13 protein-coding genes and 1 pseudogene are annotated in these 14720 nt (G+C 64.1%); 2 read left to right on the top strand and 12 right to left on the bottom strand.

Going from position 1 to position 14720, the window contains the following annotated elements; genetic code table 11:
- Window positions 1–9: 9 nt before the first annotated feature.
- The gene (locus L6D64_RS07885) at window positions 10–1671 is read left to right on the top strand and encodes an ATP-binding response regulator (protein WP_176506238.1); all 1662 of its coding nucleotides are present in this window, start codon (window positions 10–12) and stop codon (window positions 1669–1671) included.
- On the opposite strand, the gene L6D64_RS07880 is transcribed toward L6D64_RS07885, so the two are convergent.
- The 3 genes from L6D64_RS07880 to L6D64_RS07870 all read right to left on the bottom strand — a co-directional run bounded on the left by L6D64_RS07880 (window position 1658) and on the right by L6D64_RS07870 (window position 3577).
- Entirely contained in the window at window positions 1658–1957 is a 300-nt protein-coding gene (locus L6D64_RS07880; protein WP_054884491.1) for a hypothetical protein, read from the bottom strand. The two genes, L6D64_RS07885 and L6D64_RS07880, sit on opposite strands and share 14 nt — an antisense overlap.
- Window positions 1958–2090: 133 nt before the next feature.
- Entirely contained in the window at window positions 2091–2885 is a 795-nt protein-coding gene (locus tag L6D64_RS07875; protein WP_176506237.1) for an ABC transporter permease, read from the bottom strand.
- Window positions 2882–3577, bottom strand: a complete 696-nt coding sequence (locus L6D64_RS07870) for an ABC transporter ATP-binding protein (RefSeq protein ID WP_219824744.1) — start codon at window positions 3575–3577, stop codon at window positions 2882–2884. The genes L6D64_RS07875 and L6D64_RS07870 overlap by 4 nt, the downstream gene beginning before the upstream one ends.
- Before the next feature lie 200 nt (window positions 3578–3777).
- Between L6D64_RS07870 and L6D64_RS07865 the strand changes: the two genes are divergently transcribed.
- The gene (locus L6D64_RS07865) at window positions 3778–4032 is read left to right on the top strand and encodes a hypothetical protein (RefSeq protein WP_176506236.1); all 255 of its coding nucleotides are present in this window, start codon (window positions 3778–3780) and stop codon (window positions 4030–4032) included.
- A gap of 3 nt (window positions 4033–4035) precedes the next feature.
- Here the strand turns inward: L6D64_RS07865 and L6D64_RS07860 are convergent.
- The 9 genes and pseudogenes from L6D64_RS07860 to arnB form a co-directional block, all read right to left on the bottom strand.
- A pseudogene (locus tag L6D64_RS07860) lies at window positions 4036–5621 on the bottom strand (ArnT family glycosyltransferase).
- A gap of 5 nt (window positions 5622–5626) precedes the next feature.
- Complete coding sequence (locus L6D64_RS07855) at window positions 5627–7000, bottom strand: UDP-glucose dehydrogenase family protein (RefSeq protein WP_176506235.1); 1374 nt, start codon at window positions 6998–7000, stop codon at window positions 5627–5629.
- Window positions 6997–7410, bottom strand: coding sequence for a 4-amino-4-deoxy-L-arabinose-phosphoundecaprenol flippase subunit ArnF (gene arnF, locus L6D64_RS07850; RefSeq protein WP_176506234.1), 414 nt, complete (start codon window positions 7408–7410; stop codon window positions 6997–6999). The genes L6D64_RS07855 and arnF overlap by 4 nt, the downstream gene beginning before the upstream one ends.
- The gene (gene arnE / locus L6D64_RS07845; RefSeq protein ID WP_176506233.1) at window positions 7407–7751 is read right to left on the bottom strand and encodes a 4-amino-4-deoxy-L-arabinose-phosphoundecaprenol flippase subunit ArnE; all 345 of its coding nucleotides are present in this window, start codon (window positions 7749–7751) and stop codon (window positions 7407–7409) included. The genes arnF and arnE overlap by 4 nt, the downstream gene beginning before the upstream one ends.
- On the bottom strand, window positions 7748–9397 hold the full coding sequence (gene arnT, locus L6D64_RS07840) for a lipid IV(A) 4-amino-4-deoxy-L-arabinosyltransferase (protein ID WP_176506232.1): 1650 nt from the start codon (window positions 9395–9397) through the stop codon (window positions 7748–7750). The genes arnE and arnT overlap by 4 nt, the downstream gene beginning before the upstream one ends.
- Window positions 9394–10278: a 4-deoxy-4-formamido-L-arabinose-phosphoundecaprenol deformylase gene (gene arnD, locus L6D64_RS07835; RefSeq protein ID WP_176506231.1), complete on the bottom strand. Its 885-nt coding sequence runs from the start codon at window positions 10276–10278 to the stop codon at window positions 9394–9396. The genes arnT and arnD overlap by 4 nt, the downstream gene beginning before the upstream one ends.
- Window positions 10278–12284: a bifunctional UDP-4-amino-4-deoxy-L-arabinose formyltransferase/UDP-glucuronic acid oxidase ArnA gene (arnA, locus tag L6D64_RS07830; RefSeq protein WP_176506230.1), complete on the bottom strand. Its 2007-nt coding sequence runs from the start codon at window positions 12282–12284 to the stop codon at window positions 10278–10280. Before arnA ends, arnD begins: the two co-directional genes overlap by 1 nt.
- Window positions 12281–13303 (bottom strand): undecaprenyl-phosphate 4-deoxy-4-formamido-L-arabinose transferase, encoded by a 1023-nt coding sequence (gene arnC / locus L6D64_RS07825; RefSeq protein ID WP_176506229.1) that lies wholly within the window; start codon window positions 13301–13303, stop codon window positions 12281–12283. The genes arnA and arnC overlap by 4 nt, the downstream gene beginning before the upstream one ends.
- On the bottom strand, window positions 13300–14448 hold the full coding sequence (gene arnB / locus L6D64_RS07820) for a UDP-4-amino-4-deoxy-L-arabinose aminotransferase (protein ID WP_176506228.1): 1149 nt from the start codon (window positions 14446–14448) through the stop codon (window positions 13300–13302). Before arnB ends, arnC begins: the two co-directional genes overlap by 4 nt.
- Between the last annotated feature and the right edge of the window lie 272 nt (window positions 14449–14720).

Raw genomic sequence — 14720 nt, 5'->3', positions numbered from 1 at the left:
ACGTTTACCATGGACTACAACAAGAACAACGAGCTCGACCAGGCCAACCTGCGTGTCATCGTCGCCAGTTGCGCGCTGGTCTACATCACCGTGCTGGGTTTCCTGCCGGGTGAATCGATCGCCAGCTACCTGCCGGTGATCTACTACATCATCAGTTTCATCCTGCTGTCGATCGGCCTGCGCCAGGCCATCGCCCGCTGGCCTGGGCACTACCCATGGCGTCGGGTGCTGGGCATCGTGCATGACTACACCGGTAGCTGTTTCGGCCTGGTGCTGGGCGGCGAAGCGGCGCTGCCGCTGTACGCGGTGATGGTCTGGGTCAACCTCGGCAACGGCATGCGCTTCGGTACCCGCTACCTGGCCATCGCCACGGTACTGGCGCTCACCGCGCTGGTCGCGGTGTACCAGCTCAACCCGTACTGGCAGGCCAACCCGTTCATGGTGCTGATGCTGCTCACCACCAGTACGGTCATCCCGCTCTACGCCCACATGCTGCTTGAGCGCACGCGCAAGGCCTCGGAGCTGGCAATGGCGGCCACCCAGGAAAAATCGCGTTTCCTGGCCCAGGCCAGCCATGACCTGCGCCAGCCGATCCACTCCATCGGCCTGTTCACCGCCTGCCTGCGCGAGGCGCCGCTGGCCGAGCAGGAACGGCGCCTGGTGGACAGCATCGACCGCTCGCTGCTCAACGTATCGCAGCTGTTCCGCTCGATCCTCGACCTGTACACGCTGGACAACGGCAGGGTGCAACCGAAATACGAGGCCTTCGCGTTGCACGAGTTTCTCGCCGAACTGCTGCGGCAGAACGCCGAGGCGGCGCGCTGGGCTGGCGTCGAGATGCGCTTGCGCCCATGCGCCTACTGGACCCGCGCCGACCGCGGCATGCTCGCGACCATGGTGCAGAACGTACTGTCCAACAGCTTCAAGTACGCAGCCCAGCGGCCGCTGCTGATCGGCGTGCGGCGTCAGGGCCAGGCGCTGGCCATCGTGGTCTATGACCAGGGGCGCGGGATCGATGAGGTGCACCTGGGTTTGGTCTTTGAAGAGTTCTATCGGGTACGCCAGGTGCGTGACAAGGATGTCGAAGGCGTTGGTCTGGGCCTCTCGATCGTCAAGCGCCTGGGGCATCTGATGGGCATGCAGGTTCAGCTGCGTTCGCAACTGGGGCGCGGTACGGCGGTGAGCCTGCAAGGCTTGCCGCGCCTGGCGGCGCAACCGGTCGCCCGGAGCAGTGAACAGCAAGTGTTGCAAGGTGCCATGTTCGGCGGCCTGAAGGTGTGCCTGGTGGAAGACGATCACAACGTCCTGCGCGCCACCTCGGCGCTGCTGCAGCGCTGGGGCTGCGAAGTTGAAGCGCATGGTTCCCCCTTGGGGCTGGTCAGCGAATGTGACGTGATCGTTGCCGACTACGACCTGGGCCAGGAGGCCACCGGCGTCGATTGCATCGAGCGTTTGCGCGCTCAGCGGGGCTGGGAGGTGCCGGCGTTGATCATGACCGGGCATGATCTGGAGAAGATCCAGGCAATCGTCCAGGGGCGCAATATCGCGCTGTTGTCCAAGCCGGTGCGCCCGGCGGAGTTGCGTGCAGCCCTGCGGGAACTGCGCGAGGTGCCGGCGGCGCCGGGAACAGAGGGCGGCGCCGAGGGCAGAGGCGGCATCACTGCAGGATGATTGCCTGGCCTTCCTTCAGGCAGGACGGGGTCGGCTCATACAGGCCCATGCTGCCCACGGCGACGATGGCGCCGCTGGGCATCTGGCAGTTGTACTCGCCTTTGGCGGTGGTGGCGGTGTAGTAGGTGATGGTGCTGTCGCTACGGACGTTGGCGACCTTGCTGACCGGGGTATTGAGAGCGAACTCGGCGCGTTCCTTGAGGGTCTGCTCGGAGGGTTTGATGGTCTGGCAACCGGCGACGGTGAACAGGACGGCGGCGCTCAGCAGGAGCTTGGCGGGTTTCATGAGGGTGGGCTTCCTTGGCGTGGGTGTGGCGAATGGCCGGACTATAGCGCCGAGAAGCGGGCAGGGCATTAGGGCGGATGTACGAGGTGGCCATGTGCCTTTATTTGGCACCGGCACTGGCGTCACCGGACGCTCAGTTTCGTCTTGCCAGCCTGTGCGCCATGAACTGGTGCGCAGGCGAAAACAGCCGGTTGAAGGTCATCAGCACGGCGCACACCGTGCCCAGTGCCGACGCGGCGGCAATCAGGAACATGATGACGATCTGGTAACGCACTGCGTCCCCAGGCTGCTGCCCGGCCAGGATCTGCCCGGTCATCATGCCCGGCAGGCTGACGATGCCCACCACCGACATCTGGTTCAGGGTCGGCATCATGCCTGCCTTCAGTGCCTGGCTTGCCGCTGCGCGCGCCGCCTCCCAGCGCGTACCGCCCAGCGACAGAATCATGTCCACCACCGGCCGCTGGGCGCTTAGCTCACGGGTCATGCGGTCGATGCCCAAGGCTACGGCGGTCAGGGTGTTGCCGAGGATCATGCCAAGAATGGGAATGGCGTATTGCGGCTCGTACCAAGGGCGCACGCGCAGCACCACGAACAGGCCGATGGCCGTGACCAGCCAGGCGCTCAGACCGACCGACAACACGCTGTCGGCCAACTGCCCTCGATGGCGAAGCTGGCCTCTGCCCGCTGCCGAAAACCCGGCAATCAGCGTCATGCTGAGCATCAGCGGCAGCACGATGTACCACTGGGCATGCTGGAACACCCAGCCAAGGATGTAACCGATGGCCAACAGCTGGGTGATGGTGCGCAGCGACGCAATGAGCAACTGGCGCTCCAGCTGCAGCTTCAGCAGCAGCGACAGCAGGCCGTTGACCAGGATCAGCGCGGCGGCAATCGCTACGTCGGTGTAGGCAAGGTTGTGGTAGTTCATTTCAACAGGTTGCCCTGGTCCATCGTCAAGGTGCGCGTACTGACGCGTCGGGCTTGAGCATGATCGTGGGTGATCCACAGGAAGGCCCGGGCATCGGGTGACTCGTCGAGCCAGTTCATGACCAGCGTTTCAACGGTGGCCACCGATTGTGGGTCGAGCGCCGAGGTCGGTTCGTCGAGCAACAGCACCTGTGGCGCCAGCAGCAGGGCCCGCACCAGCGCGACCAACTGCGCTTCGCCACCGGACAGGTCGCTGCCAGCCTTGTCGAGAAAGCTGCGCGGCTTGCCAGCGAGTTCCAGCAGGCGCGCCGCCGTGGCGGCGTCGAAGCGGTTGTCACGGTTGTGCCTGAGCGTGAAGGGCAGCCGCAGGTTTTCCATGACACTGCCTTCCACCAGCGCGGCACGTTGCGGCAGGTAACAGGCGCGTGAGCGAAACTGCGGTATCAGTGGCGCTGTCACCGGTTCGCCCAGCCACAGCACTTCACCTGAGCTCGGCGCATCCAGCAGCGCCAGGGCACGCAACAAGACACTTTTGCCCGAACCTGACGCGCCGATGAGCGCTGTGCGCTCGCCAGCGAGCAGTGAAAGATCGGTTGGCGCCAGCAGCGCGGCCTGGGTCTGCAAATCGACACGGCCTAGCTGCCTGGCCTCGAGCAACACGGCTTCGGCGTGGGGGTTCTGCGGGCCTCTCAATGGTGAAGTTCCTTGACGCCGATAGAAAAAGATATTTTAAGCAGTCCCGTCGCAAGGTCATGTTTTTTTGACGGAACTTTCACTTTGAATGGCTTAAATCAGCGCTAACGCAACACGCATATTGAGCAGGGCTGCCCATCATGCATACATCGATGTTTGGTCATCACTTATTGTTTCTGGCGTTGTTCATTGCCTCTGTCGTGAGCTGGCTTTACCTGTGGTTGGTAGGCTTTCTGCATCCTTCGGTGGCCAGCAGCGACTGCCCGGTACTCAAACCTGATGCCTTGACGGTGGTCGGGCTGCTGTTGACCCTGGGCTGCGCGGTGCTGGAATTCTTCAGCCCGTTCGAGGGGTTCACGTTGTTGATCGCGCTGCTGGTGATCGGCCTGATCATGCCCTGGGGCGGCGCATTGGGCGGCCGCTACCACGAGCGCTTGCGCGCACGCAGATCCTGATCTTCAGCGCCCGAGATACACCAGCACATAGTCGTTGTTGTCGAAGCGCCCGCTCAGTTGCGGCCGCAGCGCCTGCAGCGGTGTGCCTTGCAGGGCCTGGAAGTCGTGCCGATCCATCATCAGCCACGCCGGACCCTGCACGGCCTGCAGTTGCGCGGGAGTCTCGGTGAACTGCGGCCGCAGGTCGTAGTCAAGGTTGACCATGAACTTGATGGCCTTGGCATCCTGGCCCAGGCGGTGCAACACCAGCGGTGCAGGTTGCTGCGCGACCTGGGTGACCACGGCCTGGGTAAAGCTGCGGGTGTCATACAGGCGGCGCTCCACCGGCTCGAACACCGCGACATACACCAGCCACAACGCCATCACCGCACAGCCGGCAGTCACCTCGGCACGCCAGCGTGACTGCACCAGGCGCGACAGCGCCCACAACTGCAACGCTGCCAGCACCACCATCAGCACCGTGATGGAGCCGGTTTCCTCGGGAAAACGGCGCTGAGCCATCAGCAAGGCAATCATCATCAGCCCCGGCATCAGCAGCCATAGCCCCTGAATCACACAGCGCAGCCAGGCGAACAGCCGCCCCTGTGCGACCTGGAACGGGTAGGCGGCAATGATCGCCACCATTGGCAGCATCGGCAGCAGGTAACGGGCCTTCTTGGCCAGGGGAATCGACAGCCCGACCATGACCAGCAGTGCGGCAGCCGCGCAATGACCGACCAGGCGCAACGCCGGCCCCTGCAGCTGCGCACGGCCCAGCCAGGCGGCAACCAGGGCCAGCAACGCCAGAGGGTAGGCCAGCGCATAGTTGCCCAGCGCGCTGGTGAAGTAGTACAGCGCGCTGCTGGCACCTTCGCTGCCGTCCATGCGCCCCATGAATTGCATGCGAATCACGTCATCAGAAACGCCTGGCCACCGCTGGCCTTGGCCAGCCACAGCAGCAGGCCGACACTGGCGACCAGCAGCAGGCTGGCCAGCACGCCAAACCGCCACATCCGCCGCCATTGGCCGCTCAGCAGGTAATAGCTGCACAGCATGCCGGTCGGCACCACCAGGCCGATCGGCCCGCGAATGCCGAAGCCCAACAGCAACAGGGCGAACACCAGCGGCCAGCGCCGCCCGGCAGCCCGCTGGTCGTGGGCGTAACCCAGGTAGAACACGCTGAAGGCGACGGCCGCCAGCATGAGGTCCTGCGACACCGCGCGGACTTCGCTGACGAAGGTGGCCGTCAGCAGCAGCAGGGCAATGCTGCTCCACGCCCAGCGCAGCGAGAACGGCGCCAGCAGCCGGTACATCAGGGTCACGATCACCGCGCCAGCGATGGCACTGGGTAACCAGGCGCTGAGGCCGTTGACCGCCCCGAACGGCAGTGACGCCAGCCAGATGAACAGTGTCGAGAGCGACGTGTAGTCGGCGTAGGGCTGCCCGTAGGTGGTCGGGAACACCGTTGGCCCATGGCGCAACATCTCCTGGGCGAACAGCACGAAGCGCGAGTCGAAACCGATCGGCGCTTGCCCGTACACCCCGGCGCAGAACAGCAGCAGTGCCAGCAGCCCCGCAACCAGGGACTGCCGGCGAACGGTGACGGACACTGCCTTCACGCCGCTTTCGAACCCTGGCGGGGCAGTTGCGGGGAGACCGGCAACTGGCACGAGTCGCCACGGCCGATCGGGAAGTACTTGAACCCTTTACGCGACAGGCGCTCGGCATCATAAAGGTTGCGCCCGTCGAAAATCACCGGCGCTTTCAGGCGTTGCTGGATCAGGTCGAAATCCGGTGCCTTGAACTGCTGCCACTCGGTACAGATGATCAATGCATCGGCGCCGGACAGCACCGATTCCGGGGTACCCATCAACATCAGTTTGTCTTCATCCGGATACAGGTGCTGGGTTTCCTGCATGGCTTCGGGGTCAAAAGCACGCACGCTGGCGCCGGCAGCAAACAGCGACTCGAGCAGCACGCGGCTGGGGGCATCGCGCATGTCGTCGGTGTTCGGTTTGAACGCCAGGCCCCACACGGCAAAGGTCTTGCCGGCCAGGTTGCCGTTGTAGAACGCATGGATGCGTTCGAACAGTTTGTGCTTCTGGCGTTCGTTGATCGCCTCGACCGCCTGCAGCAGGTCGCTGGAGCAGTGCACCTGTTCGGCACTGTGGATCAGCGCACGCATGTCCTTGGGGAAGCATGAGCCGCCATAGCCGCAGCCTGGGTAGATGAAGTGGTAGCCGATGCGGGTATCGGCCCCGATGCCCTGGCGCACCGATTCGATATCGGCGCCCAGGTGCTCGGCCAGCTCGGCGATCTGGTTGATGAAGCTGATCTTGGTGGCGAGCATGCAGTTGGCGGCGTACTTGGTCAGCTCGGCGCTGCGCAAGTCCATGAACATGATGCGGTCATGGTTGCGGTTGAATGGGGCGTAGAGGTCGCGCATGACATCGCGCACGTCTTCCCCCTCGCACCCGATGACGATACGGTCCGGCCGGCGGCAGTCGGCAACCGCCGAGCCTTCCTTGAGGAATTCCGGGTTGGAGACGATATCGACGCGCAGTTCACGGCCCGCGAGCGCGGTATTGATATGGGCCCGCAGGGTGTCACCGGTGCCGACCGGCACCGTCGACTTCTCGACCAGGATCAGCGGTTGTTGGCGATGGCGAGCGACCGCATCGCCGACCGACAGCACATACCTGAGGTCTGCCGAACCATCCGGACAGGAGGGGGTGCCAACAGCGATGAAGGCGACCCGGCCATGTTCGACGGCAAGCTTTTCATCGGTGGTGAACTGCAGGCGGCCGCCATCCAGGCCTTCGCGCACCAGGCTGGAAAGGCCCGGTTCGAAGATGCTGACATGGCCTTGGCACAGCAGCTCGACCTTCTTCTCGTCGACATCCATGCACACCACATCATGGCCGACCTCGGCCAGTACCGCGGCTTGCACCAGGCCGACATACCCGCTACCAAACACTGTAATTTTCATGGAGCACTCCTTGATGCGGGCGAACGGGCCGGACGCGTGTTGATGGTAATGACGCCGAGCATGACCAGTGCCACGCCCAGTGATTTGCTCAAACTGAAGGATTCGTCGAACAGCGGCAGGCTGGCCGCCAACAGGTAAACCAGGGCGTAGCTGAGACTCAGCAGCGAGTAGGCGCGGCCCAACGGCAGGTCACGCAGGGCCAGCAGCCAGCAGAGCATCGACAGGCCATAGGCGGCGATCGCAGCCAGCACCACGGCCGCGGCGATGGCATCCACGCCCTGGCCGCTCAGCGCCGTCAGCCACTGGCCGGGCTGCGGCAAGCGGGTCATGCTCCAGCGCATGGCCAGTTGGGCAGTGCTGACCAGCAGCACGCTGCCCAGGGCAAAGCTGATACCCAGGCGCTGGTTCATGCTTGCTGCCCCAGCAGGGCGACACCGGCGATGACCAGGGCCACCCCCAGCCAGTGACGGCGATCGACCGGTTCATGGAAGCCGAAGCGGGCGATCAGGGTGATCACCACGAAGTTCAGGCTGAGCATCGGATAGGCGACGCCCACCTCCATGCGCTGCAGTACCAGCAGCCACACCAGCAAACCACTGCCGAGCGCGAGGAGGGCCAGCCACAGCCAGGGCGAACGCAACGTGTCCGTCCATGGTCCCGCTTGCCCGCGCCAGCCTTCCACGGCGAACTTCTGCGCCACCTGGCCCAGGCAAGTCAGCAGGCAGGCCGCCAACAACAGCAGCCCGCTCATGGCGATACCCGGGGGAGAATGAGGATCACCATCTTGCCTTGGTGATAACGGGTGCCATCGTCGGGCAGCAGCGCCAGTTCACGCTGCTCATCCTCTCCCTTTACCCGCATCACCACGGCGACCGTGCCACTGTGGCGGGCATCATCGACCCATTGGCGAACGTTCTTGTCGTTCAGCCGACGCCCTTGGCCTTCCGGGGTCGCCAGGCCGTACTTCAGTTCGCCAACGGTGTTGTAGAACACCACGTTCGGTTGTTTGAGGCGCCAGGCCAGTGCCGATGCCGCGCCGAGGTCGTTGCTCATCAGGTGCGTGGCACCTGCCAGTTCGTCGAGGTGCTGCAGGATGAACTGGTCGGGCATCTTGTTGCCTTCCACCGACTTGGGCAATGCCGCCGGCAGCAGGGCCATCAGCAACAGGCTGGCCAGCACCGGGGCGGCCCAACGACGCACCGGCGACAGCGCCTGGGCCAGGCTGGCGAGCGTCCACCCGGTCAGTGCCACGCACATCAGCAGCAGGCCGGTCGGTTCGTGGTCGTACACGGGCTTCTTCAATTGCAGCCAGGCCAGTGCGATCAGGGCAAGCGCGCCCATGACCACGTTGAGCCAGCCGTTGACGCGCAGCGCGCGGCCTTGATGCAGGCGCAGGCGCTCTTCCACTGCATGGCCGATCAGCAGGGCCAATGGCAGCAGGCAGGGGAAAATGTAGGTTGGCAACTTGCCCTTGCTCAGGCTGAAGAACAGCAACGGCATCAGCAGCCACAGCAGCAGGAACACGACCTTGGCCTGGGCACGGCGCTGCCAGGCCTGTTTCAGCGCCAGCGGCAGCAAGGCGATCCAGGGCAGGCTGTAAGCCACCAGCAGCGGCAGGTAGTACCAGAACGGCGCGCCGTGCTGGGCATCGTCACCGGCAAACCGGCGAATGTGCTCATGCCAGAAGAAGAACCGCCAGTAGTCCGGTTCCTGCACATGCACTGCCAGCACCCAAGGCAGGCTGACGACGATTGCCACCACCACGGCCACTGGCCCGTACATCAGCAGTTCACGCCAGCGCTTCTGCCAGAGCATCCACGGCAGCGCGACCAGTACCGGCAGCAGCCAGGCGAGAAAGCCCTTGGTCATGAAGCCCATGGCGCAGGCCAGCCCCAGTACCGCCCAGGCTGCAAGGCGCTGGCCCTTGCTGTGGCTGTCGATGGCGAACCAGAGGGCCACCAGGCTGAGGTTGACCCACAAGGTGAACTGCGGGTCGAGGTTGGCATAGACGGCCTGGCCCACCATGACGCAGAAGCTCATGTAGACCAAGGTGCAGACCAGGCTCTTGCGCGGGTCGTTCCACAGCCGGCGTGCCACCAGGTAGCAGAGGATCAGGCTCAGGCCGACGCTCAGCGCCGAGGCAAAGCGTACGCCGAACAGGTTCTGCCCGAACAGCCCCTGGCTGATGGCGATCATCCAGTAGCCGGCGGCGGGTTTTTCGAAGTAGCGCAGCCCCATGAAATGCGGCGAGACCCATTTGCCGGTCAGCAGCATCTCCTGGCTGACCTGGGCGTAGCGGGTTTCGTCGGGGATCCACAAGCCATGCCCGCCCAGTGGCAGCAGGAAGGCCAGCACGAACAGGCCGAGCAGCAGCGGTAGCGTCCAGCGTCTGCTCATGAGCCTTGCACTCCCAGCCAGCCCTCACGGCCTTGCAGGGTGCCGCGCTGCACACGGGCAACGGGCAGGGTGCCGAGCGAGGCGGGGAGCAACTCGCCCAACGGTTTGAACACAATCTCGCGCTGGCGTGCATCGGCCAGCAATTGACGGAAGCCCTGGGCCATCAGAATCCCTTCTACCTCTGCATGGATGGTGTAGACGTTGAGTGCCTGAGGGCGGAACTGCCCCAGGATGAATGCGTTGAACTGCGCGGCAGCCACCTGCGGGCCGACGACCTCGTCGAAGGTCGGCATGTCCACCGGAATCTGCGGCGTCCCTGGCGAGCCGTCAGCCAGCCGGGGGCGGAACAGGTTGCTACCCCGGCAATCGCTGTTGTAGCGGAAACCGAAGGCCTGCTTGGCCTCGACCACCCGTTCGTCGGCACGCCAACCGGCGGCTGCCGAGCAGTCGACCGGGGCACCGAGGATGTCACTGAGGGTGTCGACGCCCCGACGGATCTGCTCGGTCAGTAGCGCCATGCTCCAGCGCCCGGCATTGGCCTGCCAGCCGTGGTGATCCCAGGCATGCAAGCCGACCTCGTGGCCGGCGGCGCGGGCCTGACGCATCAGGTGCCCGAGGTCGCGGCCAATCGGCTTGCCGGGCCAGGCGGTGCCGGCCAGGAGGATTTCCCAGCCGTACAGCCCGGCGGCATTGGAGCGCAGCATCTTCCACAGGAACTGCGGGCGGATCAGGCGCCACAAGTGGCGCCCCATGTTGTCCGGCCCGACACTGAAGAAGAACGTCGCCTTGACCTGTGCCTCGTCGAGCAACTCCAACAGGCGCGGCACACCTTCGCGGGTGCCGCGGTAGGTATCGACATCGATGCGCAACCCTGCCTGCATCAGCGTGCTTCTTCTGCCGGGCGGGCCTCGATCTCGCGCATCGCTTCACGCAGGAAGAAGTCCAGGGTGTTGCCGATGGTTTCGCGCATCTCCACGGTCGGCTCCCAGTTCAGCAGGCGTTTGGCGTTGGCAATGCTTGGCTTGCGGTGTGATACGTCCTGGTAGCCGCCGCCATAGAACGCCTTGCTCTCGACGTCGCGGAAGCCGGCGAACGGCGGGAAGTGGCTGCGCAGCGGGTGAGCTTCGAACTGGCGCAGCAGTTCTTCGCCAAGCTGGCGGATGCTGGCTTCGTTGTCGGGGTTACCGATGTTGATGATCTGGCCGTTGCAGGCATCGTTGTCGTTGTCGATGATCCGTGCCAGGGCCTCGACGCCGTCGGCGATGTCGGTGAAGCAACGCTTCTGCGCGCCGCCGTCGAACAGGCGGATCGGCGTGCCTTCCACCAGGTTCAGGATCAGCTGGGTGATGGCCCGGGAGCTGCCGATGCGCGCCGAGTCCAGGCGGTCCAGGCGTGGGCCCATCCAGTTGAATGGGCGGAACAGGGTGAAGTTCAGGCCTTTCTGGCCATAAGCCCAGATGACTCGGTCGAGCAGCTGCTTGGACACCGAGTAGATCCAGCGCTGCTTGTTGATCGGCCCGACCACCAGGTTGGAGGTGTCTTCGTCGAAGTTGGGGTCCTGGCACATGCCGTAGACTTCCGAAGTCGACGGGAAGATCACCCGCTTGTTGTATTTGACGCAGTAGCGCACCAGCCGCAGGTTTTCTTCGAAGTCCAGCTCGAACACGCGCAACGGGTTGCGGGTGTATTCGATCGGCGTGGCGATGGCCACCAATGGCAGCACCACGTCGCACTTCTTGATGTGGTACTCGATCCACTCGGAGTGAATGCTGATGTCGCCTTCGACGAAGTGGAAGCGCGGGTGGCTGCGCAGGCGCTCGATGGCGTCGGAACCGATGTCCAGGCCGTAGACCTCGTAGCGCTCGTCGCTGAGCAGGCGCTCGGACAGATGGTTACCGATGAAACCGTTGACACCGAGGATCAATACCCGGGTACGGCGAGTGGCGCGGCGGGCATCGGCGCCGCGCAGCAGCGAGCCTTCGACCAGGCCCAGTTCGTTGGCCAGTTGCGGGCCGCTGAGGTACAGGCCGTTGTCGTTGCGCTGGCCGGCGCTGATCAGCAGCGAGTCCTCGCCACAGGCGATGCGCAGTGGGTCGGTGCTGATCACCCGTCCTGGGGCCAGGCCGTCGTTGCCCTTGACCACATCGGCGCTCCAGACGATCAGCTTGTGCTCACCGACCTGGCAGAAGGCGCCAGGGTAGGGCTGGGTCACCGCGCGCACCAGGTTGAACAGGGTTTCGGCAGGCTGTTGCCAGTCCAGGCGGCCGTCGGCTGCGGTGCGGCGGCCGAACACCGTGGCCTTGGCTTCATCCTGCGAGGTTTCACTGATCTTGCCTTGGCGCAGGTCCGGCAGGGTGTCACGCAGCAAGTCGGCGGCGGCAGCGCGCAGCTTGCCATGCAGGCTCAGCGCAGTGTCGCTACGTTCGATGGCCACGCGCAGCTGGGCGACGATGGCGCCGGCATCGGCGCGCTTGACCATGCGATGCAGGGTCACGCCGGTTTCGGTTTCGCCGTTGACCAGCACCCAGTTGGCCGGTGCGCGGCCGCGGTAACGCGGCAGCAGCGAGCCGTGCAGGTTGAACGCGCCTTTGCGGCCGGTGGCCAGCAACGGTTCGCTCAGCAGGTTGCGGTAGTAGAACGAGAACAGGTAGTCGGGGTTGAGCTGGCTGATGCGCTCGACCCACAGCGGGTGGTTGACGTCCTCCGGAGCATGCACCGGGATGCCCTTGCGGGCACACAACTGGGCCACCGAGGCGTAAAAGGTGTTTTCCTTGGGATCGTCGGCATGAGTGAACACCGCTGCGATGTCATAGCCGCTGTCGAGCAGGGCTTCAATGCCGGCGCAGCCGATATCGTGGTACGCGAAGACAACCGTTTTTGCACTCATGAGTGAACCTGACCAGAAGTAGAGGAAGTGAAACCATCAACGGTGACGCTTTGTGCCGGCACAGGAGGCGGACCGCTGCGCAGTACTCTTTCGATGAAGAACCGCGGGCGGGCGCGCACGTCGCTGTACATCCGGCCCAGGTACTCGCCGAGCAAGCCCATGCCGATGAACTGGCCACCGGTGAACACGAACAGCACGGCAAACAGCACGAACAGCCCGTTACCGGCCCAGCCCGGGCCAAACGCCAGGCGCAGCACGACCAGCCCGAAGGCGAACAGCACGCCGAGTGCGGCCATGCTGAAACCGACGATGCTCAGCAGGCGCAATGGCGTGGTGGTCATGCAGGTGATCAGGTCGAACATCAGGCTGATCAGGCGCATCGGGCTGTATTTCGAATCGCCGTGCTCTCGCTCGGCGTGGGTCACCAGGATCTCGGTGGTGTGGCGGGCGAAACTGTTGGCCAGAATCGGGATGAACGTGCTGCGCTCGCGGCAGGCGAGCATCGCGTCGATCACCGTGCGTCGGTAGGCACGCAGCATGCAGCCGTAGTCGCTCATGGCGACACCGGTGGAGCGCTTGACTGCGTAGTTGATCACCTTCGACGGCCAGCGGCGCAGGGCCGAGTCCTGGCGGTTGCTGCGTACCGTGCCGACCACGTCGAAGCCACGTTCGGCTTCGGCGACCAGTCGCGGGATTTCTTCCGGCGGGTTCTGCAGGTCGGCGTCGAGGGTAATGACCACGTCGCCCTTGCACTGCTCGAAACCGGCCATGATCGCCGCGTGCTGGCCGTAGTTGCGGTTGAGGATGACCGCCACGAACGGGCTGTTCTCGGCTTGGGCGGCGGCCTCCAGGATGTGCGCGGAGTCGTCGCGGCTGCCATCGTCGACCAGCACGATTTCATAGGGGTGACGCAGTTGCTCGCAGGCTGCGCCAGTACGACGCAGCAGCTCGGGCAGGCTTTCCTGCTCGTTGTAGACCGGGATGACGATGGACACGCAATGGATCGGGTAAGGTCTCACGAGCGATTTCCCACAAGCTGTTCTATGGCGGTGACGACGCGGTCGAGGTCCTGGTTGGTCATGTCGGGGAACAACGGAATGGAGCACAGCCGCGCTGAGTTCCATTCGGTGTTCGGCAGCGACAGCTGCGGATCACGCTGGCGGTACCAGGTGTGCAGGTGGGTGGCGATGAAGTGGATGCCGGTGCCGATGCCGCGTTCCTGCAGGCCTTTCATGAAGGCTTCGCGGTCCAGGCCGCAGCGTTCGCTGTCGATGCGCAGGATGTACAGGTGCCAGGCGTGCTGCTGTGGGTAGTCCGGCACGGCCAGGGGCTGCACCGGCAGGCCAGACAGGCGCTGCTGGTAGCGCGCGGCCAGCTCGGTGCGACGGGCGTTGATCGCATCCAGGCGTTGCAGTTGCACCAGGGCGATGGCGGCGTTGATGTCGGCGAGGTTGTACTTGAAGCCAGGCTCGATGACCTGGGCCTGAGGCTTGCGACCGTGGGTCATGCGGTCATAGGCATCGACACCCAGGCCATGGAATTTGAGCATGCGCACGCGGCTGGCCAGGGCTTCGTCGTCGCTGACGAACATCGCACCTTCGGCGCAGGTCATGTTCTTGATCGCATGGAACGAGAAAATCGCCGTGCCTCGAGCCCCGACGTGTCGGCCCTTGTAGCGGGTACCGGCGGCATGGGCGGCATCTTCGATGACGGCGATGCCATGCTTGTCGGCCAGTGCGTACAACGGGTCGAGGTCAAAGGCTGCGCCGGCGTAGTGCACCGGAATGATGGCCTTGGTCCGCGGGGTGATGGCGGCTTCGATGCGTGCCGCGTCGGTCATCAGGGTGTCCCGATCGACATCGACAAACACCGGTGTGGCGCCGAGCAGCGAGATCATGTTGGCCGTGGACACCCAGGTCTGCGATGGGGTGATGACCTCATCCCCCGGGCCGATACCCAGTGCCAGCAAGGCGATGTGCATACCGCCAGTGGCCGATGACAAGGCTACCGCATGGCGGCAACCGACGTACTGCGCGAACTGCTCTTCCAGTGCCTGGTTCTGTGGCCCGGTCGTGATCCAGCCCGAACGCAGGACTTTTTCAACAGCCGCTATTTCTTCTTCGCCCATACTCGGACGTGAGAAGGGGAGAAACGCCTCACTCATGAGCACCTCGGTGATACAGGAAAAGTGACAGAACCCATTGATTTCATTGGTTCAATTGCCAGCGTAGACGCAAAGAAGTTTTTTGCATCCCGTGCACAAGCTAAAAGTTGCTGTGTTGCGCTAAGTCAAAGTTTTCTGCGGGGCTCAGTCATCCATGCCGTAGTGTGGTCAAGGGCTTATCCAGCCAAAGGGTATGCTCGATTTTGTGAAAGAAGTATAAAAAAAGGGTCGCGTTATCATTACATCGCACCGGCAGACAGCTGCGGTTCAGG

The organism is Pseudomonas urethralis, from assembly GCF_021602465.1.
In the GTDB taxonomy this organism is placed as follows: Bacteria; Pseudomonadota; Gammaproteobacteria; order Pseudomonadales; family Pseudomonadaceae; genus Aquipseudomonas; species Aquipseudomonas vlassakiae.
The sequence above is the reverse complement of the archived record's forward strand: the minus strand, read 5'-3'. Positions and strand labels throughout refer to the sequence as shown.